The organism is Brenneria izadpanahii (genome assembly GCF_017569925.1).
GTDB classification, from domain to species: Bacteria; Pseudomonadota; Gammaproteobacteria; order Enterobacterales; family Enterobacteriaceae; genus Brenneria; species Brenneria izadpanahii.
The window spans coordinates 4,054,263-4,079,644 of sequence record NZ_CP050854.1; the positions used below are offsets into that span (position 1 = coordinate 4,054,263).

General features: G+C 54.3%; 27 protein-coding genes. 12 read left to right on the forward strand and 15 right to left on the reverse strand.

Translation table 11 applies throughout. The features are described from left to right. Nucleotides 1-97: 97 nt before the first annotated feature. The 9 genes from recC to rppH form a co-directional block, all read right to left on the reverse strand. A complete protein-coding gene (recC, locus tag HC231_RS18050; protein WP_208228107.1) occupies nt 98-3,487 on the reverse strand; it encodes an exodeoxyribonuclease V subunit gamma in 3,390 nt (1,129 codons plus the stop codon). Between the two features lie 90 nt (nt 3,488-3,577). Further along, the gene (locus HC231_RS18055) at nt 3,578-3,967 is read right to left on the reverse strand and encodes a prepilin-type N-terminal cleavage/methylation domain-containing protein (protein WP_208228108.1); all 390 of its coding nucleotides are present in this window, start codon (nt 3,965-3,967) and stop codon (nt 3,578-3,580) included. Beyond that, nucleotides 3,957-4,412, reverse strand: a complete 456-nt coding sequence (locus tag HC231_RS18060) for a YgdB family protein (RefSeq protein ID WP_246494559.1) — start codon at nt 4,410-4,412, stop codon at nt 3,957-3,959. The genes HC231_RS18055 and HC231_RS18060 overlap by 11 nt, the downstream gene beginning before the upstream one ends. Next, nucleotides 4,409-4,990 (reverse strand): prepilin peptidase-dependent protein, encoded by a 582-nt coding sequence (locus HC231_RS18065; RefSeq protein WP_208228109.1) that lies wholly within the window; start codon nt 4,988-4,990, stop codon nt 4,409-4,411. The genes HC231_RS18060 and HC231_RS18065 overlap by 4 nt, the downstream gene beginning before the upstream one ends. Next, nucleotides 4,984-5,505, reverse strand: coding sequence for a prepilin peptidase-dependent protein (locus tag HC231_RS18070; protein ID WP_208228110.1), 522 nt, complete (start codon nt 5,503-5,505; stop codon nt 4,984-4,986). Before HC231_RS18070 ends, HC231_RS18065 begins: the two co-directional genes overlap by 7 nt. Nucleotides 5,506-5,763: 258 nt before the next feature. Then, on the reverse strand, nt 5,764-6,558 hold the full coding sequence (gene thyA, locus HC231_RS18075) for a thymidylate synthase (protein WP_208228111.1): 795 nt from the start codon (nt 6,556-6,558) through the stop codon (nt 5,764-5,766). Nucleotides 6,559-6,594: 36 nt separating this feature from the next. Beyond that, nucleotides 6,595-7,461, reverse strand: coding sequence for a prolipoprotein diacylglyceryl transferase (gene lgt, locus HC231_RS18080; protein ID WP_208228112.1), 867 nt, complete (start codon nt 7,459-7,461; stop codon nt 6,595-6,597). 167 nt (nt 7,462-7,628) lie between these two features. After that, nucleotides 7,629-9,875 carry a phosphoenolpyruvate--protein phosphotransferase gene (gene ptsP / locus HC231_RS18085; protein ID WP_208228113.1) on the reverse strand — a complete coding sequence of 749 codons (2,247 nt, stop codon included), beginning with the start codon at nt 9,873-9,875 and terminating at the stop codon, nt 7,629-7,631. A 12-nt stretch (nt 9,876-9,887) separates the two neighbouring features. After that, the gene (gene rppH / locus HC231_RS18090) at nt 9,888-10,421 is read right to left on the reverse strand and encodes an RNA pyrophosphohydrolase (protein WP_208228114.1); all 534 of its coding nucleotides are present in this window, start codon (nt 10,419-10,421) and stop codon (nt 9,888-9,890) included. 326 nt (nt 10,422-10,747) lie between these two features. On the opposite strand from rppH, the gene HC231_RS18095 reads away from it, so the two are divergent. From HC231_RS18095 to HC231_RS18120, 6 genes are all read left to right on the forward strand, one after another. Next, nucleotides 10,748-10,930, forward strand: coding sequence for a hypothetical protein (locus HC231_RS18095; protein WP_208228115.1), 183 nt, complete (start codon nt 10,748-10,750; stop codon nt 10,928-10,930). Between the two features lie 38 nt (nt 10,931-10,968). Then, entirely contained in the window at nt 10,969-11,115 is a 147-nt protein-coding gene (locus HC231_RS18100) for a hypothetical protein (RefSeq protein ID WP_208228116.1), read from the forward strand. 5 nt (nt 11,116-11,120) lie between these two features. Then, nucleotides 11,121-11,807, forward strand: coding sequence for a DNA mismatch repair endonuclease MutH (gene mutH, locus HC231_RS18105; RefSeq protein WP_208228117.1), 687 nt, complete (start codon nt 11,121-11,123; stop codon nt 11,805-11,807). An 81-nt stretch (nt 11,808-11,888) separates the two neighbouring features. Beyond that, nucleotides 11,889-12,605, forward strand: a complete 717-nt coding sequence (locus HC231_RS18110; protein ID WP_208228118.1) for a TerC family protein — start codon at nt 11,889-11,891, stop codon at nt 12,603-12,605. A gap of 358 nt (nt 12,606-12,963) precedes the next feature. Continuing rightward, entirely contained in the window at nt 12,964-13,182 is a 219-nt protein-coding gene (locus tag HC231_RS18115) for a YgdI/YgdR family lipoprotein (protein ID WP_208231401.1), read from the forward strand. Between the two features lie 200 nt (nt 13,183-13,382). Continuing rightward, nucleotides 13,383-14,423, forward strand: a complete 1,041-nt coding sequence (locus tag HC231_RS18120) for an NADP(H)-dependent aldo-keto reductase (RefSeq protein ID WP_208228119.1) — start codon at nt 13,383-13,385, stop codon at nt 14,421-14,423. A gap of 94 nt (nt 14,424-14,517) precedes the next feature. Here the strand turns inward: HC231_RS18120 and HC231_RS18125 are convergent, their stop codons facing one another. The 3 genes from HC231_RS18125 to trmB all read right to left on the reverse strand — a co-directional run bounded on the left by HC231_RS18125 (nt 14,518) and on the right by trmB (nt 16,394). Then, entirely contained in the window at nt 14,518-15,237 is a 720-nt protein-coding gene (locus HC231_RS18125) for a YggN family protein (RefSeq protein ID WP_208228120.1), read from the reverse strand. Nucleotides 15,238-15,330: 93 nt separating this feature from the next. Then, a complete protein-coding gene (locus tag HC231_RS18130; RefSeq protein ID WP_208228121.1) occupies nt 15,331-15,675 on the reverse strand; it encodes a YggL family protein in 345 nt (114 codons plus the stop codon). After that, entirely contained in the window at nt 15,675-16,394 is a 720-nt protein-coding gene (gene trmB, locus HC231_RS18135; RefSeq protein ID WP_208228122.1) for a tRNA (guanosine(46)-N7)-methyltransferase TrmB, read from the reverse strand. Before trmB ends, HC231_RS18130 begins: the two co-directional genes overlap by 1 nt. 164 nt (nt 16,395-16,558) lie before the next feature. Between trmB and mutY the strand changes: the two genes are divergently transcribed. The 4 genes from mutY to HC231_RS18155 all read left to right on the forward strand — a co-directional run bounded on the left by mutY (nt 16,559) and on the right by HC231_RS18155 (nt 20,217). Continuing rightward, nucleotides 16,559-17,665, forward strand: a complete 1,107-nt coding sequence (mutY, locus tag HC231_RS18140; RefSeq protein WP_208228123.1) for an A/G-specific adenine glycosylase — start codon at nt 16,559-16,561, stop codon at nt 17,663-17,665. Further along, the gene (locus HC231_RS18145; RefSeq protein WP_048635950.1) at nt 17,662-17,934 is read left to right on the forward strand and encodes an oxidative damage protection protein; all 273 of its coding nucleotides are present in this window, start codon (nt 17,662-17,664) and stop codon (nt 17,932-17,934) included. Before mutY ends, HC231_RS18145 begins: the two co-directional genes overlap by 4 nt. Nucleotides 17,935-17,986: 52 nt before the next feature. Continuing rightward, nucleotides 17,987-19,060 carry a membrane-bound lytic murein transglycosylase MltC gene (gene mltC, locus HC231_RS18150; protein ID WP_208228124.1) on the forward strand — a complete coding sequence of 358 codons (1,074 nt, stop codon included), beginning with the start codon at nt 17,987-17,989 and terminating at the stop codon, nt 19,058-19,060. A gap of 95 nt (nt 19,061-19,155) precedes the next feature. After that, nucleotides 19,156-20,217, forward strand: a complete 1,062-nt coding sequence (locus tag HC231_RS18155) for a helix-turn-helix domain-containing protein (protein WP_208228125.1) — start codon at nt 19,156-19,158, stop codon at nt 20,215-20,217. On the opposite strand, the gene HC231_RS18160 is transcribed toward HC231_RS18155, so the two are convergent. The 3 genes from HC231_RS18160 to HC231_RS18170 all read right to left on the reverse strand — a co-directional run bounded on the left by HC231_RS18160 (nt 20,180) and on the right by HC231_RS18170 (nt 23,649). After that, nucleotides 20,180-21,220: an alpha/beta hydrolase family protein gene (locus tag HC231_RS18160; RefSeq protein WP_208228126.1), complete on the reverse strand. Its 1,041-nt coding sequence runs from the start codon at nt 21,218-21,220 to the stop codon at nt 20,180-20,182. The genes HC231_RS18155 and HC231_RS18160 overlap by 38 nt on opposite strands. 374 nt (nt 21,221-21,594) lie before the next feature. Beyond that, nucleotides 21,595-22,425 carry a phosphoenolpyruvate hydrolase family protein gene (locus HC231_RS18165; protein WP_208228127.1) on the reverse strand — a complete coding sequence of 277 codons (831 nt, stop codon included), beginning with the start codon at nt 22,423-22,425 and terminating at the stop codon, nt 21,595-21,597. A 12-nt stretch (nt 22,426-22,437) separates the two neighbouring features. Further along, nucleotides 22,438-23,649, reverse strand: coding sequence for a Tm-1-like ATP-binding domain-containing protein (locus HC231_RS18170; RefSeq protein ID WP_208228128.1), 1,212 nt, complete (start codon nt 23,647-23,649; stop codon nt 22,438-22,440). Between the two features lie 291 nt (nt 23,650-23,940). Here HC231_RS18170 and HC231_RS18175 point away from each other — a divergent pair, with 291 nt between their 5' ends. Both HC231_RS18175 and HC231_RS18180 read left to right on the forward strand, forming a co-directional pair. After that, the gene (locus tag HC231_RS18175; protein WP_208228129.1) at nt 23,941-24,561 is read left to right on the forward strand and encodes a TetR/AcrR family transcriptional regulator; all 621 of its coding nucleotides are present in this window, start codon (nt 23,941-23,943) and stop codon (nt 24,559-24,561) included. Nucleotides 24,562-24,750: 189 nt separating this feature from the next. Beyond that, the gene (locus tag HC231_RS18180; protein ID WP_208228130.1) at nt 24,751-25,365 is read left to right on the forward strand and encodes a TetR/AcrR family transcriptional regulator; all 615 of its coding nucleotides are present in this window, start codon (nt 24,751-24,753) and stop codon (nt 25,363-25,365) included. Nucleotides 25,366-25,382 lie beyond the last annotated feature (17 nt).

Genomic DNA, 25,382 nt, shown 5'->3' on the forward strand with positions numbered 1-25,382 from the left:
GCCTTCACGTCAATCAATCGATGTTCCCTTTAGCTTGCAAGTCGCAGGAATACCGGCCTCCCGCCACCCGAAATCTATTAGGTATATCAGGTATAAATCAAACCAGATTAGAACGGATTGGCGGCAGTAACCAGGTTTGCGCCGCTTCAATAATTTCTTCCATTCGCCTTTCATCCAATTCACGCACGATCCGCTGCAAATAATAATCCTCGCCCTCGCCCGGCATGCCCATATTGCCTTGCCAGGCCTGCAGCAGTTTGGCGCAAGCCTTCCTTTGCGTCTCCTCATCCCATTGAATGCTATCGCTTTCACGGTCATAGCATTGAGCCAACCAGGCGCTGCCCGACTTATTCAGCAGCAGCAACGGTTTGTTCATCCCGCGCTGGTAGCCCGCCAGCATCAATTGCAGATATTCCCGCGCCTGTTCGGCGGGCATTGCGGCAAAACGCCAGGCGGTGTTATCGCGTCCGAACATTCGGCTCTCCCCCTGCCCGCCGGTCAAGCAATAGACCAGATGCTCCAGCCAGAGCGTGATGCCGTCCGTCATCGACAGTTTTCCCGGCCGCCAGCGCAGCAAACCATCCTGCTGCACCCGAGACAGCCAACCGCTGACGCGAATCCCGTCAAGCTGGATATCCGCCTCCAGGCTTTCCGCCTTGCCCGGCGCCAGCTCTTCGCGTATACGCTCCGCCAGCGCCGACATTTCCTGCTGCTGAGTCTGCCAGTATAGTTCACCAAACGCGCCGTACGGCAACCCGCCCGCCGCCCGCACGCGCCGGTATAATCGTTCCGGCTCGCCCTGCTCTATCAGGGTGTTGAGAAGCTCGGTATTGAGTTGATAGCGGCTCAAGTTATCCACGATAAACGGCTCTTCATCAAGCAATTCATCATCTTGCAGCATGAAGCTCACGCCGAGCCGAAGCTGGAAGAAAGCCCGAACCGGATGACGATAAAATCGTTTCAGATCGTCCAGGCTGATTTCGGTATAACATTCCAATGGCAATTCGCGATCGAAATCAGGCTGAGGTTGCCCCCGCCGGTTTGCCGCCGCCAGCCACTCAGCCGCAAAGCTCTGCGGCAGCGGCGGTAGAAAATTTTTCTCATCAAACGGCATACGGCTATGCTCATGGCACAAATGCCGCGCGACGCGTTCCGAACTGGCATCAACATCGCTATCCCGATCTTCCGGCAGATAATGACTTTGCGCAATGTACTCAATCAGTTCGCTAACCAGTACGGAAGGATAACGGCGGGTGTTATCCTGTATCGAGCGGCCGATATAGCTGATATAGAGCTTACGCTGCGCCGAAAGCAACGCTTCCAGAAACAGGTAGCGGTCGTCGTCACGCCGGCTGCGATCGCCGCGTTGAATTTTCCGCCCCATCAGATCAAACCCCAGCGGCGGCAAAGTCCGCGGATAGACGCCGTCGTTCATTCCCAGCAGACATACGACTTCGAACGGAATGGAGCGCATCGGCATCAAGGTGCAAAAATTGATGGAGCCGGCCAGAAAACGCTGGCTGAGCCGTTCCTGATCGATCCGGCGGGAAAGTTCATCCCGCAACAGCGAAACGGGTACAAGCTGCGGATAACAGGAGGCCGTTCCTGTGCTGATAACAAGCTGCCACTGCTTTTCGATCAGCGCCAACGCCGCTTCGGTATCGCTGTCTGCATCAAAGAAGGTATCAATCAATTGACGGCATAAAGGCAGCCATTCGGTCAGCGTGCGTGATTGCTGCAAACGATGACGCCATTGGCTAAGCTGCATCAGCAACTCAGCCAATTGGCCGGCAAGCTCGGCGATCAGACCGCTGGACTCATCATAAGGCAGCACGCCCCGCCAATCACCGGCATGGCTATCCATGGCGTAGCCCAGCAGCATTCTCGTCAAGCCGAAACGCCAGGTATGCTGTCCGGTTGCCGGCAGCATCAGTTCACGTACATTGTCATCATCCAGTCCCCAACGGATACCGGACTCCACCACCCACAGGCGCAACCGCCTCAGCCCCTCCTCCTGAATGCCGAAACGCGCGGCCAGCGCCGGCACTTCCAGCAGAGCCAGCACCTGTTCGGCGGTAAACCGGCTATTGGGTAAATCAAGCAGGCTAATCACCGCCTGTAATGCGGGGTGGGCATGCCGCGCCCGCTGGTCGGAAATGGCGAAAGGCAGATAGCGATCTTCCGCCGCATTGCCGAACACCGCCTGAATAAAAGGCGTATAGCTGTCGATATCCGCCACCATGACGATAATATCGCGGGGGGTGAGATTTTTGTCGTCGGCCATCATGGCCAGTAATTGGTCGTGCAGCACTTCCACTTCGCGCTGCGGGCTGTGGCAGGCGTGCAAATCGACGGATCGATCGTCCGGCGCCAGCGGACGTTTCTGACGGCTGGTGTCCAAGGAGGATTTACTGAGCGCCACGACGCTGTGATCCTCCAGCTCCAAGATATCGCGCTGTATCCTTTGCAGCAGGTTGCTGCCGTCCACATCAACAAACGCATCCACCTCCTGCACATCATCAAGCTCGGCAAGCAGATAAAGATGATCGCGGCCTAACTTCCCCCAGGACGCTAACAGCGGGTTATTCACCTGCTGCTGGCCTTCCGCATTAAACAGCGAATCAGCCTGCTGCGGATCGCGGAATAGCGGACGATAATCCGCCGCTTGCGCGTTATCCCAGCAATGCAGCCGGCGGTTGCGGGATTTCAGCTTGGCCAAAAACTTATAATCCTGAATATCGCTCCAGTAATCGCGGCAGGGGTTGGTAAACAGCAGATGAACGTCAATATGCTTGGCCAGCGCGCGCAAAGCCTGCAAATACACCGGCGGTAAGGCGGAAATACCGCAGATAAATACGCGCGGCGGTAATCCCGGCGGACAGCTCTCCGCCTGTTCCAGCTTTTTGATAAAGCGCTGGTACAAGTTAGCATGATGCCACTCCGGCTGCCCCAGCTCGCGGGTATAGTTCAATAGCGCGCGCCAGGATGCCGACTGCCACGGTTGGCTAGCGCCCAAACCGTCAACCTGTTGACCCTGTTGCCACTGTTCGATCCACTTTGGACGATAGATCAGATATTGATCGAAGAGATCGGCAATACGCCCGGCGAGCTGGTGCAGCTTACGCCGATCGCCGTCATCCTGTAGATAGTGATGCAACGAAGCAAAATCGGGCTGCTCCAATTGTTCAGGCAGCAGATGCATCAATTTCCAGGTCATGGAATCTTTGCTGAACGCGCTTTCTTTGGGGATATCAGGCAAAACATGACGGCACATCTCCCACAGAAAAACGCCGGGCAGCGGAAAATCAATGTTGGCGGCAATACCGAAATGCTCGGCCAGTTCAATTTGCAGCCACTGCGCCATACCAGGGCTTTGCACCAGAACGACTTCCGGCTGAAAGGGATCCGCTAACGGCTGACGTTTAATCAGCTCGACCATCAGCCGTTTTAAAATATCCAGCTGATTTGAATGATAAACCGTAAACATTCTGGCTCCTGTCCTGCTGATTCTTTATCCCCTTCAGATTGCAGCGCTATCCGCTGCCGCCTGAACTTAACGGGGCTGATTGCTCATCCATTACGGATGATGCGGCATGGCGGAAGCTATGGCCGGCTGGCAAAACCAACGGGTAAGCTGCGCCTGATAGCGCCGCGGCGTAATCGCCGTTACCGTCACTTTGCGGCATTCCGCGCTTTGCCGCTGTTCCTGCAGATTAAAACGCCATCCATGTTCCGATCTTGCAATTATCGCATCGTACTTCATTCCCGCCTCATAGGTTTCCAACTGCTGGGAGGCCAGACGCCAGGCCTGACGCTGTTGCCATTGATGCAGGAAAGCCTGTTGCAAAACCTCATGGTATTGCAGCAGTCCAAGCAGCGAAACCGAAAACAACAAGGCCGCCGCTAACGTTTCCGGCAGACTGAAACCGTTTTGCCGATGCTGAATTCCGCCCGTTTCATTCAGCATCGGCACAGAGCTCGCTATCCTTATCCGGACAAAAATCCAGCCATCCATGCGGTACGGACTGCAGCGTAACATGCTGCGATTCCGACGTTAAGGCGGCGACTCGCCGATATAGCACCAGCGGACGCTGCGACGCAGGCAGCCGACCCTCGCCGCGCAATAACCATTGCACATCGTCGGAAGCCTTTCTCAGACAGGCTTTCAGCCCCTCAGTTGCAAGAGTTCGGCATTGCCAATGGGTTCCCGCATCGCGCCACCGTAGGCTCATCGCCCAATTCAGGGACGATAGCGCCTGGTTAAAAGCCCGCAGATAGTGGCGCTCATCACTTCCCGTCCGCATCGCGGCATCAAGCTGACGTTGCAGGCCGGACATTAACAGTAGCCCGACTATCGATATCAGCATAACCATCGCCAACGTACTCGCGCCGGACTGGGAGAATGTTTTCATTGGTTGCGCCCCATAATCAAACGGGAGATTTTCTGCTGAATAACCGGCCGGTTAGTCCAGTAGCCGGCCAACTGTAGCTGATACAGCACTGCGCCGGAACGCTCGCTCAGACGTTGCAAACGAAATTGCGTGAGCGTCACTTCCTGCGGATCAAAGAGTTTTTCCCAGCGGTCCCCCTGACAATTGTGCGCTCCGCTTTGGATCTCTAACGCGCCGGCCCGCAGACGATAACCAAAAGACTCGCCATCCTGCCGCTCTCCGCCGTCCCATCTGCCGTTGCGGTTCAAATCATACGACACATTGAAGCAGCTGTGCGCCATTTCCCCCGGATAGCTGCCGATGCTGATGGCTTTCCCCTGACAGGCGGCGGCGCAGAATCCCGCACGGCGAATGTCCTTTTCAATAGCGAAGGCTGTCTGGCTAAATAGCTGTTCCAGCCTGAAATATTGGGCGCTGTTTCGACTTTGCATGCGCAGCAACGGATATAACTGCGCCGCCGACAGCATAATCAGGCTTCCCAGGGCGAGCGCCAGCAGAATCTCCGGCAAGGTAAACCCCTGCTGCCTGATATTTAACATAGAGGAATAGCCAGAACCTGCCGCGCTTCGCTGCACAGACGCATACGCCCGCGCACCGATATGACCAAACGCACTCGCCCCGCCGCATTGGTCAGCGTTATGTGTCCGGCCTGCGCCGCATTGCGCAAACCGTAAAAAAAGAAGGCGTCGGCGGTAGACTCCGCGATGGAAAGCGCCTTAGACGCCCGCACAAATTGCCGTCCATTATCTTCACAGCAGCCGTTTTCTTCGAAACAAGCGCGCGCGTCGCGTTCAGCGCCGCTACCGCTATCCATGCACCAATGCTCTCCTTGCTGTATCAGCCGAACCTGTTGGTTTTCATTGAGCCAGTACGCCCTGCTCTGCACCCGGAGTAAAAAATCCAGCAGTTGCTGCGCGCCTTGCTCCAGATGCAACGCCTGTTGATAACCAATCCAGCCATGCAGGCCGCCGCCGGCCAGCAGCGCCGCAATGGTCATGACCACTAATAATTCCAGCAAGGTAAATCCCCGCGATTGCCGATCGATGATTTTCATACCGCGAGTGTAGGTTTTTTTGCGAGTAAAAACAGACTGTTAACCGTTTTATACGTAGCGATGCGCAATCTTTTCCTGCAACGATGCAACGGCAAAGAAAAGATGCGAAAAGGCGGGGATCTACTGTCAGGCCGAGCGTTGAGATCGGGAAGATCCCTGCCTGCGCAGGAATCAGGGATTAGGGTTCGCTAGCGCCGGGGCGGCTTTCATCGACGGTCTAAAGAAGACCGCGCAAGCGGCCTTTCAAACTTAACCACATCAAATAGCCACCGGCGCTTTAATCGCCGGATACGGATCGTAGCCTTCGATTTCAAAATCTTCAAAACGGTAATCAAACAGCGTTTCGGGACGGCGTTTAATCACCAGCTTCGGCAAGGCGCGCGGTTCGCGGCTCAACTGCAGATGGGTTTGTTCCATATGGTTGTTATAGAGATGCGTATCCCCGCCCGTCCAGACAAAATCCCCGACTTCCAGATCGCACTGCTGCGCGACCATATGCACCAGTAATGCATAGCTGGCGATGTTGAAAGGCAGGCCGAGGAAGACATCGCACGAACGCTGATAAAGCTGGCAGGATAGTTTTCCGTCGGCAACGTAGAATTGGAAAAACGCATGACACGGCGCCAACGCCATCTTGTCCAACTCGCCGACGTTCCAGGCTGAAACAATAATGCGGCGGGAGTCGGGATCCTGTTTTAACTGGGTAAGCACATTTTTCAACTGGTCGATCTGACGTCCGTCGGCCGCCCCCCAGGCGCGCCACTGTTTACCGTAAACCGGTCCGAGATCGCCGTTTTCATCCGCCCACTCGTCCCAGATACTCACTTTGTTATCATGCAGATAAGCAATATTGGTATCGCCATTCAGGAACCATAGCAGTTCGTGAATGATCGAACGTAAATGACAACGTTTGGTCGTCACCAGCGGGAAACCATCCTGTAAATTGAAACGCATCTGATGACCGAAAATCGATAGGGTTCCGGTGCCGGTACGGTCGGCTTTTGGCGTTCCTTCCTCAAGCACTTTTTTCATCAGATCCAGATACAGTTTCATATTACCTCACCACGAATATTAAAAAATTACGGCTGACTATTGCTGCGCAGGCTGCCGGCGATAGGCCCAGACCATCATCAGGATACCCGCGATCACCATCGGCAGCGACAGGATCTGCCCCATGCTGAGGATATTGCTGAACAGTCCCAATTGGGCATCCGGCTCACGGAAGAACTCCACGATGATGCGGAAAATGCCATAACCGATCAGGAATAGCCCCGATACGCTCCCCATAGGCCGAGGCTTACGAATAAACAGGTTCAGGATGATGAACAAGACGAGCCCTTCAAGCAGCATTTCATAAAGCTGGGAAGGGTGCCGCGGCAGAATACCGTACTGGTTAAAAATCGCCTGCCACAGGGGATTGCCGGCCGCCAGCGCCAGATCTTCGCTGCGGGAACCGGGAAAGAGCATGGCCCACGGCGTATCGGTGGTCACGCGGCCCCACAGTTCGCCGTTGATAAAGTTGCCCAGACGACCAGCGCCCAGACCGAATGGGATAAGCGGCGCGATGAAATCGGCGACCTGGAAGAAATGCCGTTTGGTGCGGTGGGCAAACCACAGCATTACGCAGATCACGCCGATCAACCCGCCATGGAACGACATGCCGCCGTCCCAGACTTTGAATAAATAGAGCGGATTATCCAGAAATGACGGGAGCGCATAAAACAGTACATAGCCCAGCCGGCCGCCGACAAACACGCCAAGAAATCCGATATACAGCAGATTTTCGACTTCGTCTTTTGTCCAGCCGCTACCCGGTTTGTTCGCGCGACGAATCGCCAGCCACATGGCAAACACAAACCCAACCAGATACATCAGTCCATACCAGTGCAGCGCCACCGGTCCAATCGAAAAAATCACCGGATCAAACTGGGGAAACGCCAGATAGCTCGTCGTCATCGTTCACCACATAAATTTATTGTGTTACCCCGGTTACGGGGCCATCGGTATAAAGCTGGATATTTATCCTTCCCGCAAGTTGCGGTTGCGCATCATAACATAGCGCGCCGGCGCCATTGGCTATTCAGATAGGGAAAGTTCTGTAAAACATTTTCAGTATTCATAAATCAACGGCCGCCCCGGATCAGGCCGCCCAACCCGCGCTCTTCGATGAAAATCGATGCCCATTGCCGTACCTCGCTGGCACTCTGGGCCTTCAGCAATTGTTGCACCAGCGTCTGCACCTCGGTTAAATCGATTTGGCGCAGCAGGTATTTAATGCGCGCCACGCTGCGGCCGTTCATGCTGAGAGAACGATATCCCAACCCCATCAGCATCAATGCCCCCAGAGGCTCCCCCGCCATCTCGCCGCATACGGAAACCGCGATATTATGACGCCGGCACTCGGTTGAAATGATATTCAGCACCTGCAGCATCGCTGGATGCAGACTGTCGTACAGAGAGGCGACATGGGTGTTATTACGATCCACCGCCAGTAAATACTGGGTAAGATCGTTGGAGCCGACGGAAACAAAGTCAATGCGCGAAGCCAGATGCGACAACAGAAAAATCATGGACGGCACTTCGATCATAATGCCGATACGAGGTTTGGGCTGGGGAAATCCCATCAGCTCTTCAACCTCGCCTGCCGCCTGTGCGATCAAACGGCGGGCCTCATCGATTTCATCCAGACTGCTCACCATCGGCAGCAGAATGTTCAGGTTCCCGGTATGCGCATTGGCGCGCAGCATGGCCCGAATCTGAATTAAAAATATTTCCGGCTGATCGAGGGTAATACGAATGCCGCGCCAGCCAAGACACGGGTTCTCCTCGCTGATGGGAAGGTAAGGCAATGGCTTGTCGGCGCCGATATCCAACGTGCGCAGCACCACCGGCCGGGAAGGATAAAGCTGCAGCATACTTTGGTATTGGGCCATTTGTTCATCTTCAGACGGAAAGCCGCTCTGAAGCATAAAAGGGATCTCGGTCCGATATAGCCCTACTCCATCGACATGATTAATAAAAAATTTCTCATGCTCCGCGCTTAACCCGGCATTCAGCATCACCTGAATACGCTCGCCGCTTTTCAACGCGGCGGGACGATCCATATCATCTTCCGCTAAGCGGGTAAGCTCATGTTCTTCAAGCAACAGACGTTGATATTCCTGCACCAGCACCGGCTCGGGATCCACCAGCAGCTCGCCGCGATAGGCGTCGATAATCAGCAGCCGCTGATTAAGCAGCTCCGGCTCGATATCCGCGCCGATCAAGGTTGGGATCCCCATGGCGCGAACCAGAATGGCCGCATGCGAATTCGCCGCGCCGTCGAATACCACCACGCCCGCCAGACGCTCCTGCGGCAATTCCGCCAGCAGCGTCGCCGTCAGTTCATCGGCGACCAGAATGAAGCGTTCGGGCCACTGTCCGATGCTTTGCGCATTATCATCAAGATGAAACAGCAGCCGTTGCCCCAGCGCGCGCAAGTCGCCGGCCCGCTCGCGCAGATAGGTATCCTGCAATTTGGAAAACTGCGCGGCGAAACGCTCTATCACCAGTTTAACGGCCCACTCCGCCGCATTACCGGCATCCACCTCCTGAAACAGTTCACGCGTCAGGCGGGCATCGTTTAGCAGGTGAGAGTACAAATCGAAAATGGCGGCGCTCTCTTTTTGCGCGCTGGCGCTGAAGCGTTTACTGAAACGCCGAAACTCCGCCGTGGCGTCTTCCAAAGCCTGCGTCAGTCTGGCGCGCTCCCGTTTGCTATCCAGACTTGAAGCCGGGAAAACCATATCCAGCGAAGGTTGGGAGCTATCGCGCCAGCCGGGCGCTATCGCTACGCCGGGCGATGCCGCCAGCGCTTTGATGCGCGCCTGCCGGTATTGGCCAAACAGCGTTTTAATCTGCGATAGGGAAAGAATGGCGGCCATCTGCGTAGCCAGCGTGACCATAAACGACTCTTCGTTTTTATCAAACTGCCGATGCTCGCGCTGCTGCACCACCAACACGCCCAGCAATTGGCGGCGGTGGATAACCGGCACGCCGAGAAAAGAGCGGAAATGCTGTTCTTGTACGGCGGGAATATATTTGAAACTGGGATGGGTGCGGGCATCCGCCAGGTTAATCGGTTCGGCGCGCTGCCCCACCAAGCCGACCACGCCTTGCCCGAATGCCAGCGTAACGGCGCGTCCGCGCGGTTTTTTCAACCCGCGCGTCGCCATCAGGTAGTAACATTGATGATCGTGATCGGCCAGGTAAATTGAACAGACTTCCGTATCCATTGCCTGGCAGGTTTCATTAACCAGAATTTCCAGCGCATCATTAAGGCGGGCCGCCGCCGCTACTTTTTCGACAATTTCTCGCAAGCGCGTAAGCATGATGTGCTTGTATTACCCTCTCTTTCGCCGAAAGCCGGACGAATGGGTCGTCCGAGCCGCGGTATTCTCCTGGAGTTGTATCACTGAACTGACGAACTCTTTCATCACCCGACGATAAACATCGCGTTTGAAAGAGACGACCTGGCGTACCGGATACCAGTAACTGACCCAGCGCCAACCATCAAATTCAGGCGTACCACTGCTTTGCATATTGATATCTGACTCATTACACATCAACTGTAGCAGAAACCACTTTTGCTTTTGGCCAATACATACCGGTTTTGTATCCCAACGCACCAAACGTTTCGGTAATTTATAACGTAGCCAGCTGCGGGTAGATGCCAAAATACGAACATCTTTTTTCTTTAACCCCACCTCTTCATACAGTTCACGGTACATCGCCTGTTCTGCGCTTTCTCCGGGGTTAATCCCCCCCTGGGGAAACTGCCAGGAGTGCTGACCGTAACGACGGGCCCATAAGACCTGTCCCTGCCGATTACAAATTACAATACCAACATTCGGGCGGTAGCCATCATCATCGATCACCGGACTACCTCGATAGACTTTAAATGCAAAGATGACCTGATTGTTTCACACTCCCGGCAGACGGTAAACCACTGCTTGGCACAGTTATCCTTCTAATAAGATTTAGATAACTCACAGATGCGCGCAAAGTTATGAACATGTAAAGTTCAATACCGCCGGTTTATTCACTATTTCTGTGGACATCTTTGTGCAGAACCCATGAAAAAGTGAGTAAAACTTATTTCCCGGCGGGAAAACGCATCGCGGCCGACGATAAAATAATTATTATATTTCATCTAATTAGGCGCATTCTTAACAGCAAGGCCGCTGTGGGATCCGCTGATTAAATGACAGCCGCCGAAATAGTGGCGAAAGATCGCGCTATGCCGATTTTATCCACAGCCATAACCCCGACATTAGGTAAAAAACAGGCAAAAACAGCAAAACCCTCTCACGTCAAGGCTGTAAATCAAACCAGTAATCCATCTTTATACGGGTTATCCAAGAAATCTGTGGATAAGATGGTGTAAGATCCTGTTCATTGTCGGTGTCTACAAGTGCACAGTTTATGAAAACAGATCCAGATAACGCTGCCGCACTGAAAAAAATCGCTATGAATCATGCTATTATTGATTTTTCTAACCGCTCCGCCGCTTGTGCATTAATACGCTTTAAACGTTGTGTTTTTTTTGAACAGAAAAAAATCAGGCTATAGACTTTATGAATTCACCATCCGTTTCCGCTACGCCGCCGCAGAATGAACAGGAACTATTGCTGCGGGCCCGCTCGCTTGCGGGTTATAACCTGGCTGAGCTGGCGAGCATCGCGCAACTGCCGCTGCCGGCGAATCTGAAACGGGATAAAGGATGGATTGGCATACTGCTGGAGCTTTTTCTGGGAGCCAGCGCCGGCAGTAAACCGGAACAGGATTTCCCCGACATCGGCATTGAATTGAAGACCATCCCCATCGATGAGCAAGGCCGCCCGCTGGAAACCACCTTCGTTTGCGTTGCGCCGTTAACCGGCAACAGCGGCGTAACCTGGGAAAGCAGCCACGTGCGGCATAAGCTGGCGCGGGTACTATGGATCCCGGTTGAAGGCTCCCGCCACATTCCTCTGGGCGAACGCCGGATTGGTTCGCCGCTTATCTGGAGCCCCAGCCGGGAAGAGGAAGATCTGTTGCGGCGCGACTGGGAGGAGTTGATGGACCTAATCGTACTTGGCCGGGTTGAAAGTATCACCGCACGCCATGGCGAAGTGCTACAATTGCGCCCCAAGGCGGCGAATAGCCATGCATTAACAGAAGCGATTGGTGAGTTTGGACAACCGATCCTGACCTTACCCCGTGGATTCTATTTAAAGAAAACGTTCACCGCTCCGTTGTTGGCGCGCCATTTTCTGCTGTAACCCGCGATATTTTAGCTTGCCTGCTCACCAAGTTGGCAGAGTATAATATCGTTTACATTTCGTTTAAGGTACTTTGATATAATGTTCGATTGGATTGTTGATCCGAATGCCTGGTTAGCTCTGGGTACGCTAACTATTCTGGAAATCGTTCTTGGCATCGACAACATTATTTTTCTGTCGTTGGTTGTCGCCAAACTTCCCAAAGCTCAACAAAATAAAGCACGCCGTTTAGGACTAATGGGCGCCATGCTCATGCGTCTGGGATTGCTGGCCTCCATTGCCTGGGTTATCCGCCTGACAAACCCCTTGTTTACCGTGTTGGACAATGATATTTCCATTCGCGACCTGATCCTGTTTTTCGGGGGACTATTCCTGATCTGGAAGTCGTGCAAGGAGATTCATGAAATGGTGGAAGGCGGTTCGGAAGATCATGCCTCCCAGGTGCACTCATTTTGGGGCGCGATCATACAGATCATGCTGCTGGATATCATCTTCAGCCTGGATTCCGTCATTACCGCGGTCGGCCTTTCCGACCATCTGTTTATCATGATGGCGGCGGTGGTTATCGCCGTCGGCGTGATGATGTTCTCCGCCCGCGTCATCGGCGAGTTCGTGGATCGTCATCCGTCGGTTAAAATGCTGGCGCTGTCATTCCTGATCCTGGTGGGCTTCACCTTGATTCTGGAAAGCCTCGATATTCATGTGCCGAAAGGCTACATCTATTTCGCCATGTTCTTCTCCATGTCGGTGGAAGCGCTGAATCTGCTGCGCGGCAAAAAAGCCAAGACAACGAATTAAAGAGTCGCCGCTATTTTTTAGCCTCGCGTCTGTTGGTTACCGCCGGATATCAACAGTTTTACCGGGGAAGCACGGGGAATGAGGTTCCGCAAGGCATCTTTCTTCTTCCGTGCTTTCACCGCCGCTACTTACATAAAGGTCCGGCAGTGCCCGCCTTACCAATTTTTCCCATTATTCTTACTCAACCTTGACAATCTATTTGCTAGACTCCCTTCGATAGCTTAGTGCCGCCCGCTTTAAGGAACAACCACGGCGTGAGGCGCCCCTGCCGGGCCTCTTCGCCGTGTTTCCCCCAAATCCAAGAGCGCGGCATTACTCAATAGCTCCCGTTTTTTACTGTCGATAACAGGTAATGATGATGAAAGTTCGGATGAAGATAGCGGTAACGCTGGCGTTATTATTCACCCTCTGCGGCTGCTCCAGTAACTACGTGATCGCCACTAAAGAGGGGCAGATGCTGCTGACGCACAGCAAGCCCGTCCTGGATAAGGATACCGGTATGATCAGCTACATTGATGAAGAGGGTAATGAAAAACAGATCAACAGCGATCGGATCTCCCAGATCATCGAACGGTGATGGCCGAATTCAGACATCCGCAGGGCTTCGCCCGATTTTAAACAATAAAGATACTTCCCCACGTGACGCGGCTTCGTTATAGTCAAACTCAGGTGTTTATACCCAAGAGGTTTTAAGATGCGGGAAGCCGACTCCCCGCATCTTGAAAATTACGGGTATAGATATGCACCTGCCATTCTCAGATATAAAGGAAGCTGGCAATGCAATATCACCGTATTCCCCATAGTGCTTTAGAAGTGAGCGTGCTGAGCCTCGGCACAATGACCTTTGGCGAACAAAACAGTGAAGCTGAAGCTCATGCCCAATTGGATCACGCCATTGCCGCCGGTGTTAACCTGATTGACACCGCAGAGATGTATCCGGTGCCTCCGCGCCCGGAAACTCAGGGATTAACCGAAAGCTATATTGGCTCCTGGCTGAAATCCCGGGGCGGGCGTGAAAAACTGATTCTGGCAAGCAAAGTCGCCGGGCCGGTTCGCGGCAATGACAGCGGCATCCGTCCGCAACAGGCGCTGGATCGTAAAAACATCCGTGACGCGCTGGATGCAAGCCTGACGCGTCTGAACACCGATTACCTGGATTTATACCAGTTGCACTGGCCGCAGCGGCAAACCAACTGCTTCGGTAAACTGAGTTACCAATATACTGATGAAAAGCCGGCCGTTACATTACTGGAAACGCTGGAAGCGCTGAATGAGCAGGTTCGCGCGGGTAAAATCCGCTATATCGGCGTTTCCAACGAAACCCCCTGGGGCGTGATGCGTTATCTGCATCTGGCGGAGAAACACGATCTGCCGCGCATCGTGTCGATTCAGAACCCTTATAGTCTGCTGAACCGCAGTTTCGAAGTGGGATTGGCGGAAATCAGCCAGCACGAAGGCGTTGAGCTACTGGCCTATTCCGCCCTGGCATTCGGTACGCTGACCGGTAAATATCTTAACGGCGCGAAGCCCGCCGGCGCGCGCAACACGCTATTCAGCCGCTTTGTCCGCTATAGCGCGCCGCATACCGAACAGGCTATCGCCGAATATGTGGCGCTGGCGCAGAAACACGGTCTGGATCCCGCGCAAATGGCGCTGGCCTTCGTCCGCCAGCAACCGTTTGTCGCCACCACCCTGCTGGGCGCGACCTCGGTGGAACAGTTGCAAACCAATCTCGCCAGCCTGAAACTGACGTTGGATAAAGAAATTCTGGACGAATTGGATGCAATCCACCGCCGCTTTACTATCCCCGCGCCTTAATTAAGCGATAACCCTTTCTGGCTCCCCACTACAGCCCTTCCCTGCACGGGGAAGGGCCGATATTAACGCATCCCCCCGGCGCGCCTGCGTTATCTCAGTCCTGATTCAGCGTTTGCAGCAAGCCTTTACGCTGATTTTCCAGCGACGTTACCCGATCGCACACTTCACGGCCGAAACGTTGAAATTCAATTTCCTGGTTGTTCCACTCGGTCTGAATCGCTTTCTGCAAGCCGCCGAGATTGCCCATCATCACCTGTAGCGGATTGCCGCCGTTCGACATCTGCTTCACGCCCATTTCGTTCAGGCTGTCCTGCAATACGCCGCCCATGCTTTGCTCGACGATTTGCCGTCCATCCTGTTCTACCTGCTTAATCGCCTGATGGTGAAAAGCCAGGCCATCGCTGCGGTGTTCAATAATGCGGTTCATCTGTTGTTTAAGCTGATCATTCAGCGTGGTCAGCCGGTTACGCACATTACTGCCGCTGCCCAACTCCTGCACGATCACTTTATCCAGCGCCACGCGCGCTTTCTCCAGGTGCTGATGCGCGCCCTGATCGATCCAGGGAAGCTGCTGACGTATATCCGCCTGGTAGGCTCTAGACTGTTGACGCTGCCCGGCGGTCAGCGTCAGCGGCGCGCCGTTGCGAATGATGTCGCCCTGCGGAGATATCTGTAAATTTCCGCTGGCGCCCACTACCTGCACGGATTGCGGACTGATAACGATATCGTCCTGCGGATTAACGTTACACTGGTATGCGGCCTGAGCCTGCCAGGACAACATCATCAATAAACCCAGAGTTATTTTACGCAGCATATTTTCTCCTGAGGGAAACAGCGGGGGAGCAGTCCGCCCGTTGCCGAGCGGAGAGGGCTGGACGACGGCGTTGTTGCCCAGCCGGAGCAAAATCTAGATCAGTTCCTCTGGCAAGTCCCACCAGATATCAAACAACTCGCTTACCTTAACGTCCGTTAGATTGTGACTTTCCAGCCAATGACCGATTAACAGACGGTGCTCATCCGTGCAGTGGCCGATCTTCTGCAAGCAGACCAGCCCCTGCCATTGCAGATAACCGCTGCCTTCAAACGCCAGACCGTTAGGTTCAATCACGTCATCAACGAACTTATCCAGCGTCCCATCGATATCTTCAACGCTGGTTCCCTCAGGGAAACGCCAGCTAACGGAAAATCCCAGTTCCTGAAATTCATCTATGTGTAGTTTTTTACGTAAACGACGGCTACGAGCTTGTGCCATTATTTCTTCCTCTCAAACATCAGATCCCAAACACCATGCCCTAAACGCTGGCCGCGAGCTTCAAATTTCGTCAGCGGACGTGATTCCGGCCGCGCAACGTAGTCATTATTATCGGAAAGATTGCGATATCCCGCGACAGCGTTCATCACTTCGAGCATATGCTGCGCATAAGGTTCCCAATCCGTCGCCATATGGAATACTCCGCCGGCCTTAAGTTTGCGCAGCACCAGCTCCACAAACGGCGTCTGCACGATACGGCGCTTATTATGCCGAGCCTTATGCCACGGATCGGGGAAGAAAAGCTGCACCATTGACAGAGAACCATCGGGGATCATGGTTTCCAATACTTCCACCGCGTCGTGGCACATTACGCGCAGGTTGCCGACGCCGGCCTCATGCGCTGAAGCGAGGCAGGCGCCGACGCCCGGCAGATGAACTTCAATCCCGAGGAAATTCTGTTCCGGGTGCTGCGCCGCCATGGTGACCAATGACGCGCCCATTCCAAAGCCGATTTCCAACACCACCGGCGCATCACGGCCAAATAGCGGCGTAAACGCCAGCGGCTCAGACTGAAATTCCACGCCCATCACCGGCCAATAGTTATCCAGCGCCAGCTGTTGTCCTTTGGTCAAACGCCCCTGACGGCGAACAAAACTGCGGATGCGACGCAGCGGGCGTCCGTTTTCATCAAATTCCGGTGAGATGACGTTGTTAATCATAAAGAGTGCTTACTATCGGTCCGATTTCATAAAGGAAACGCGCATTATGCAAGGATACTGTGGTTTAGCAAGAGCGCCGCCTCGGAAAGTTCCGGTTTACAGCACATTCACTCTGTGCTGGAATCGCTGTCAGACTTTTTACCTGCCGGATAGTGATCCCTTTTATGATGCAAGCGCAACAGTTCGCGCAACAGGTGCTGAACTGGTACCAACGCTATGGCCGAAAAACCCTGCCGTGGCAGCTTGAAAAAACGCCTTATAAAGTATGGCTGTCCGAAGTGATGTTGCAACAAACGCAGGTCGCCACGGTCATTCCCTATTTTCAACGTTTTATTACGCGTTTTCCTGATGTGAAAGCGCTGGCCGCCGCGCCGCTGGACGAAGTGCTGCACCTGTGGACCGGACTGGGCTATTACGCCCGCGCCCGCAATCTGCACAAGGCGGCGCAGACCATCGTCGCCCGCCACGGCGGCGAATTCCCGATGACTTTCGATGAAGTGGCCGATTTGCCGGGCGTCGGCCGTTCGACCGCCGGCGCCATACTCTCGCTGTCGCTGGGGCAGCGCTATCCAATCCTCGACGGCAACGTAAAGCGCGTGCTGGCGCGTTGCTATGCGGTAGACGGCTGGCCGGGCAAAAAAGAGGTGGAAAAGAAGCTGTGGACCTTAAGCGATTCGGTGACGCCCGCCAAGGGCGTCAGCCAGTTTAATCAGGCGATGATGGATCTGGGCGCGATGGTCTGCACCCGCAGCCGCCCCAAATGCGAACTCTGCCCGCTGCATACCGGATGCGTCGCCTATGCCAACAGCAGTTGGACGCAGTACCCCGGCAAGAAGCCCAAACAGACGCTGCCGGAAAAAACCAGCTGGTTCCTGCTGCTGCAGCAAGGGGAGAAAATATGGCTGCAACAGCGCCCCGCCGTCGGGCTATGGGGCGGATTATTTTGCTTTCCCCAGTTCAACGAACGCAGCGAATTGGAACTCTGGCTGCGGCAGCGTGGTCTGAACGCAGAAGGATTGCAACAGCTCGTCGCTTTCCGCCATACATTCAGTCATTTCCATTTGGATATCGTGCCGCTATGGCTGGCTGTTTCACCGTTGGATATCGCACAAAAAGGGTCTTGCATGGATGATGGCCCAGGTCTCTGGTATAACTTAGCGCAGCCGCCTTCCGTCGGTTTGGGCGCGCCGGTCGAACGTCTACTGCGAGAGTTAGCCCAGCCGCAGCCAACACTATTGAATCGCTGCGAAATTAATGAGGAAAAAGCATGAGCAGAACCATTTTTTGTACTTTTCTACAACGCGAAGCCGAAGGGCAGGACTTTCAGCTCTATCCGGGCGATTTAGGCAAACGCATCTATAACGAAATATCGAAAGAAGCCTGGGCGCAGTGGCAAACCAAGCAAACCATGCTGATCAACGAAAAGAAGCTGAGCATGATGAACGTGGAGGATCGCAAACTGCTGGAACAGGAGATGATCAAATTCCTGTTTGAAGGCAAGGATGTGCATATCGAAGGCTACACGCCTCCGAGTCATTGATTTTGCAGGGCCGGCGGCCCTTTTGCGCCCTATTCCGACACGGCTTTTTTATATGAAGAAAATTTTAGCTCTGCTGGTTATCGCACCGTTATTGGTTTCCTGTTCGGGAAATAAAAGCACGACTGACAATGAAGAATTCATCAAAGACACCAACGCATTCGATATTTTGATGGGGCAGTTCGCCAATAACATCGAAAATATCTGGGGCATAAATGAAGTCCTGATTGCCGGGCCGAAAGACTACGTAAAATATACCGATCAATATCAAACCCGCAGCCACATCAACTTTGATGCCGGTACCATCACCATTGAGACGATTTCGGCTACCAATTCGGTCGCCAGCCTGCGTCAGGCGATTATCACCACGCTGCTGATGGGCGACGACGCCAGCAACACCGACCTGTATTCGGATGCCAACGACATTCAGATCAGCCGCGAGCCGATGCTGTACGGTCAGGTGCTGGACAACACCGGCCAGCCGATCCGCTGGGAAGGACGCGCCGCCAACTTTGCCGACTATCTGCTACAGAACCGGTTGCAAAAACGGACCTCGGGGCTGCACGTCATCTGGTCGATCACCATCCAGTTGGTGCCTAACCATCTGGATAAGCGCGCGCACAAATATCTGCCGCTGGTGCGTAAAGCCGCCGAACGCTATGGCATTGAGGAATCGCTGATCCTAGCCATCATGCAGACGGAATCCAGCTTCAACCCTTATGCCGTCAGCCATGCGGACGCGCTGGGATTGATGCAGGTAGTTCAGCACAGCGCCGGCCGCGACGTATTCAAACTGAAAGGGAAATGGGGACAGCCAAGCCGTAGTTACCTGTTCGATCCGGAAAATAACATTGATGCGGGCACCGCCTATCTATCGATCCTGAAAAACAGCTATCTGGCCGGCATCGAGAACCCGACTTCGCGGCGCTACGCCATTATCACCGCCTATAACGGCGGCGCAGGCAGCGTGCTGCGGGTATTCTCCAGCGATAGAGATCGCGCGGTGAATATCATCAACAACATGTCGCCGGGCGAAGTGTATGACACGCTGACCACCAAACATCCGTCCGCAGAGTCGCGGCGTTATCTGTATAAGGTCAATACCGCGCAGAAGAATTACCGCCGATAAACATTATTTTAATGCTACTGACTGAACCTCTGGTATGGATGACCAGAGGTTCAGTATCATGACCCCATCCCCCACGACTGCATAAAGGAACTGGCATGCCTGCGATACCGCTACCTTTTATCACCGCGTTCCTGCTGGTCGTCCTTTTCCTGCGGGTTCGGCACGCCAAGGGGAAAAACCGTACGACGAAGACAGAAACGGCGTTTATCGCCGCCAGTTGCCTCACTATCGCCCTGTGCGGATTTCACTGGGGAACATCGCTTCCGCTACCGGCTCTTTTTCAGCCGATTGCCGCCGCCAGCGTGCCTCCGCTGTTTTGGCTTTGCGCCAAACCAGGCAACAACGACGGTAAACCGCGCCGCCTACGCTACTTTTGGCATCTGTTTCCCATAGTCATGGTGGCCCTCTTAGCGGCGCTGAAAGCCTACATCAGCTTGCCGCTACTCGATTTTTCCTTGCTGATGATTTACGCCGGCTACGGCATCGCGCTAGTTCACTCGGCGCGCTATAGGCCATCTGAACACGGCAACGGTTCCCCTTGGTGGAAAAACATGTCCTCTCTGGCCGGATTCTATTTCATTTTCTCCGGCATGGCTGATATCGCCATCGCGCTGGATCTGGGCATGTTGGGCGGCAAGCGGGCGCCGGGCATGATTGCCGCCGCCCACATCGCCACGCTGATTGTTCTAACGTTCCTGATTGTGACGAAGAACGCTTCACCCGCGGGAACGACGGTAAAAAATAAGGTCGCAGCCGAAATACAGCCCGCCGGCCTTGAAGATCAGGAACTGGCGGATAAATTGGATCAGTTGATTCGTAAAGATAATCTCTATACCGATCCCAATATGACGATCCAACGCCTTGCCCGGCGCCTGGGCATTCCCACGCGGCAACTCTCGGAAGCCATTAATCGCGTTTACGGACGCAATATCTCTCAGATCGTGAATGGCTATCGCATTGACGAAGCCCGACGGTTACTCAGTCAGACGGATTGGCGTATCACCGACATCATGTTGGCCTGCGGTTTCCAGACCAAATCAAACTTCAATCGCGAATTTTTAAAATCCACGGGGATGAGTCCCAGCCACTGGCGGCGCGCCAACGCCGCATCGGAATCCGCTACTTCTGCCGCCATGCCTGCGTCAGAAAGCCGCTGATCTTCTCGAACAGCGCAGTATGAATCGCCTCGCGGGAACCCGTTGCGCCATCCATACAGATAATGCCTTCCCCCGGTTCCGACGCATTGATGAGATCTACCGCTCCCGGCTTGCAAAGCTGCATAAAACTAAAGTGCGTAGCATTGGCGATTTCCCAATATCGGGACGTTTTTCCCGGCAGAAACTTCATCAGATACTGTGACTCAAGCGAGGCCGGGAGCGCGGGATCGGGAACGCCGGCGGCGACGACCAATACGGGTATCGTCACCGCGGAAAGACTCTCGGGGGTGAATCCTCTAGCCAGCCCGAGGTCGAGCGAGACGACCGCGCTGACCCGCTCGTCCCGCGCCGATTGATTAAGCCGCGCCCGCGATGCATCATCTTTGCCGGCGCCAATCGCCTGATAAGTCTTGCAGGATGCGAGTTGCTTTTGCGTCAGGCAATCCGATTCAAACCGATCGGCATCAAAACGCGCGCCGGCGATAGCCAGAGCCGTCCACCCGCCCAGCGAATGCCCGATGACGGCAATCCGATCGGATGCGGTATTCCCCTCGATCGCCGAATCCGCCTGTAAGGCGGTAATCACCCGGCTGACGTCGCCGGGCCGCAGCCAAAGTTTCGCCGCTGTCGCCGGTTTCATATCGTTGGATGTGGTGCCGGGATGATTAGGCGCGGCAACCACATACCCTTTTTGCGCCAGCGCGTATGCCAACCAGAGTTGATTACGCCAGTTTCCGCCATAGCCGTGGGAAAGAATCACTAAAGGATGTACGCCGTCCTGTGGCCGAGCCTGCTTAATTACCGGCACGCCGAAGAAAGCGGGATTCTCGCCAAGGGATTCGGCTTCTCCCGTTGCCGGAGTCGGATACAACACCGCGACGCTGAGCGGCCGCCCGTTTTTTTCGTCGGCCACATCCAGATGCCGGTATCCCACGGACGAAAAAGCCAGCAACGGGAAACAGACCAGACAGCCCCACATAAAAATGCCGAATGCAGATTTCATTACCAGACGCTCCATATTGATTAAACGTAAACAAGCAGCGTCTTTGTACTGAGAACCCGCGCCGCGCGCGACCTAAAACGCTATTCAGTACCTTTTAATCTGAGAATAAGCGCCGCCTTCCCCAACGAGAAACCGCTTATCAGCAATCGCTAATCAATCACACAGCTTGGATGAGGATAAAAAACCGGACATGATCGCAACGCGGGGAATGGCTATGGAGATCGATCTCGTCCCCGAATCTCCCGTTGCCCCCGGAATAACGTTGATCTAACGGAAGAAGTTCAAATACAGGAATATATGCGCGACCAAAAATAGACGGCCGGCGAGTATGCCGGCCGTGTTTCCCTGGTATTGACGCCAATAGATAATAAAAGTTAACGCTTAATATTTTTGAATTGCTTAGTCGTTGCGGTTAATGCAATTTCCGTTGGCAACCGCTCCATTGAGCTGGCGCCATAAAAACCATCGCAGTGCGGACAGTTATCCATAATGTACTGGGCATCTTCCGGAGTTGAAATCGGGCCGCCATGACACAATACAATCACATCGCTACGAACTTTCTTCGCGGCTTCCGCCCATTGATTGATTAACGGTACGCAATCGGCCAGTTCAAGCGCGGTTTCCGCACCAATGTTGCCGCCGGTGGTCAGCCCCATATGGGGAACGATGATATCCGCGCCGGCCCGGGTCATCGCTATCGCGTCTTCGGCGCTGAATACGTAAGGCGTGGTCAGCATATCTTTCTCATGCGCCAGACGGATCATATCGACTTCCAGCGCGTATCCCATTCCCGTCTCTTCCAGATTGGCGCGGAAGTTACCATCAATCAATCCGACGGTCGGGAAGTTCTGTACGCCGGAAAATCCTAACGCTTTCAGATCGTCCAGAAATTTATCGAACTGACAGAATGGATCCGTACCGTTGACCCCCGCAAGAACCGGCGTATGCCTTACCACCGGCAACACCTCTTTCGCCATATCGACCACAATCTCGTTGGCATTGCCGTAAGCCAGCAGCCCCGCCAGCGAACCTCTCCCTGCCATGCGATACCGGCCCGAGTTGTAAATCACGATTAAATCAATCCCGCCGGCCTCCTCACACTTTGCGGAAAGTCCGGTTCCAGCCCCACCGCCGATAATGGGTTCCCGGCGGGCGATCATATTGCGGAATTTCACTAACAACTGTTGACGACTAATAGCTGACATAATTTTCCCCTTTTATTTAAAAATCGCCCTGAACGCATCAACGGCGGCACGAGCGAATAAAGGATCGTTGATATGGAATGGCAAACGGATAATCCGCCGTTTTTCAGTCTGCCGAACCACGCTTTCCAGCGTCTGAATAAAGGCTTCTCGCGCCTGTGGGTGCCAGAAAGGTTGGCCCGGCGCATCCAGCGCAGAGAACCCTTGTTCGGGAATGAGGAATCGCACCTCGCCTTCGCAGCGATTGAACTTTTCACCGATCCACTGCGCCATCGCCACATTTTCTTCAATCGTCGTACGCATCAGCGTGACCTGCGCGTTATGGTTATAGAACAGACGGCCGGCATACTTTTCCGGCACGCTGGCCGGCGCGCCAAAATTCACCATATCCAGCGCCCCGCAGGAAACCACGCAGGGAATCCGCGTTTTTGCTATCACGTCGAAACGCTCGGGGGCACAGGCCAATACGCCATCAAATAACAGATCGCACACTTCGGTGGTGGTCAGATCGAGGACACCGGCAAGCAAACCGCTGTCCACCAACTTTTCCATGGCTTTACCGCCGCTGCCGGTGGCATGAAATACCAGACAGTCGAACGCATTTTCCAGCGAGTCACAGGCCGACTGAATACAAGGCGTGGTAACGCCAAACATGGTCAAACCAATTACCGGCTTATCATCATGATGACTTTCCCGGATCCTGAATTTCACCGCCCCGGCAATCTGATGCGCCGCATTGCTCAACACCTGCCGGGAAATCTGGTTCAGGCCGGCGACATCGGTAACGGAATACATCATGCTGATATCGCTGGCGCCGATGTAACCGGAAATATCGCCCGATGCCATGGTGGAAACCATCAGCTTCGGTAAGCCGATCGGCAGCGCCTGCATCGCGGGCGTGATCAGCGCCGTTCCGCCGGATCCCCCCAGTCCTAGCAGCGCGGCAACGTCATTACGCGATAACATAAAGCGCTTAAACGCCTCGGACATGGCATTCATCGCCCGCCCTCGATCGCCGCAAAATACCGCCTTGGCCCCCAGCGGATGACAGGCCGCAACGGCTTCGGCGCTGATATCCGCCGCGCTTGCCGCCGGCGCCCTGGTTGACAGATCCACGGTGACGGTTTTCAAGCCAACTGCCGCGATCAGATCGCGGACATAGGTTTGCTCATTTCCCTTGGTGTCTGATGTTGTTGCAATATAAATGCTGCCGACTTCCATTCCCATAAGGTGTACCCTCACTATTAATAGAGACGACTAACTAATTGATATAAAAATAAATTATTAAAATAAGGTGTGGCTGTAGATTAATTTGCAATCATATTGAGACGACAGTATCAATAATGCAATCGGCCCGATCTAAATTTGAGACTGGAGTCTCACAATAAAGCCAATCGCGTTGTTCTCAATCGAACAAGCGTGGCGTAACACATGAACCGTCCATTTTGTTATAGTGCGAGCAACGATAATGACGTCTGGAACGCTTCAGCTCGAAAAATGCGATAAAACGAGGTCTATGTGATTGAAAGGAATGGTCAACTGACATCGACGCGGGCACGAACCCGTCGCCTGCTGCTCGATACTGCCGTGAGGATGTTTAACCAGGGCATATTTCCCTCAATTACCGACGTCGCCACAGCAGCCCAGGTTTCACGCGCCACTGCCTACCGCTATTTCCCGACGCAAAGCGCCCTGGTTTCCGCGGTTATCGACGAGAGCCTTGGCCCGGTTCTCGCCTGGAATCCAACGCAGCCAGATGCCGAACAACGGGTTGCCGAGCTATTACAATTCGCCTATCCGCGGATGTTGGAACATGAAGGCGCTTTACGCGCGGCGCTATTGCTTTCTCTCCAGCAATGGGCAGATCGTCGCTCCAATCGCCCTCACAACGAAAAACTGGAACGCGGCAACCGTAAGCGGCTGTTAAAAATAGCCACTGACCCCCTGGAAGGGAAAATCCCGGCGGAATCCCGCCAGCGCGTTATTCATGCCCTATCTCTGGTTTATGGTTCGGAAGTTTTTCTGGTTTTAAAAGATATCTGGGATCTGAATGACGATGCCATTCAAGACGTAACCCAGTGGGTCGCCAAAGCAATTCTGCGCCAGGCGGAAGAAGAAGCGTCAATAAGCGAAGATTAACGTTGCTAAAGATAAACGAGCCGCATCCTTAATAGTAAAAGCCCGCGCGGCCTACAACGTCATTCAGTATCTTTTTTTTTCGGCAACGGCCGTTCCCGCCGCATAGCTACGGCTGGGGCATACTGCGTAATAAACAACGCGCGCGATCCTTTTGTAGACGACCGGTCTATTACAATATAAGATGAGCGTATGAACAAAACACATAAAGCGGAACTCACCCGCCAGCACATCCTCGATACAGGTAGGAACCTGGTGCTGCGCAAGGGGTTTATCGGGGTGGGCCTGAAGGAAATACTCGATACCTGCGAGGTGCCCAAAGGCTCTTTCTATCACTATTTCTCGTCTAAGGAGCAGTTCGGCTGCGTGTTGCTTGAGCAGTACGTCAGCGATTACCAACGGCGGCTGGACGCCCTGTTCGCGCCCGGCGCGGGCAGCGGGCGCGAGCGCCTGATGCGCTACTGGACGGCGTGGATAGACGATCCCGAACTGGGCGGCTGGGCCGAACACTGCCTGGTCGTCAAGCTGGCGGCCGAAATCGCCGATCTGTCCGAGGACATGCGCCTGATCCTATGCGATGGCGTCACGCGGCTGGTGTCGCGCATTAGCGAAGCGGTGGCGGACGGCCAGCGCGACGGATCGCTACGCTTAGCGCTGACGCCGCAGGCCGCCGCCCAAACGTTGTACCAGCTCTGGCTAGGCGCCGCCCTGCTCTCTAAGCTGAATAAAGACAAGTCGCCGCTGCGACAAGCATTAGCGACGACCGAACTGCTGCTCGTTCCGGCAGGAAATAGCGCCGGCATTTGACGGCGCCGTTACGAGCA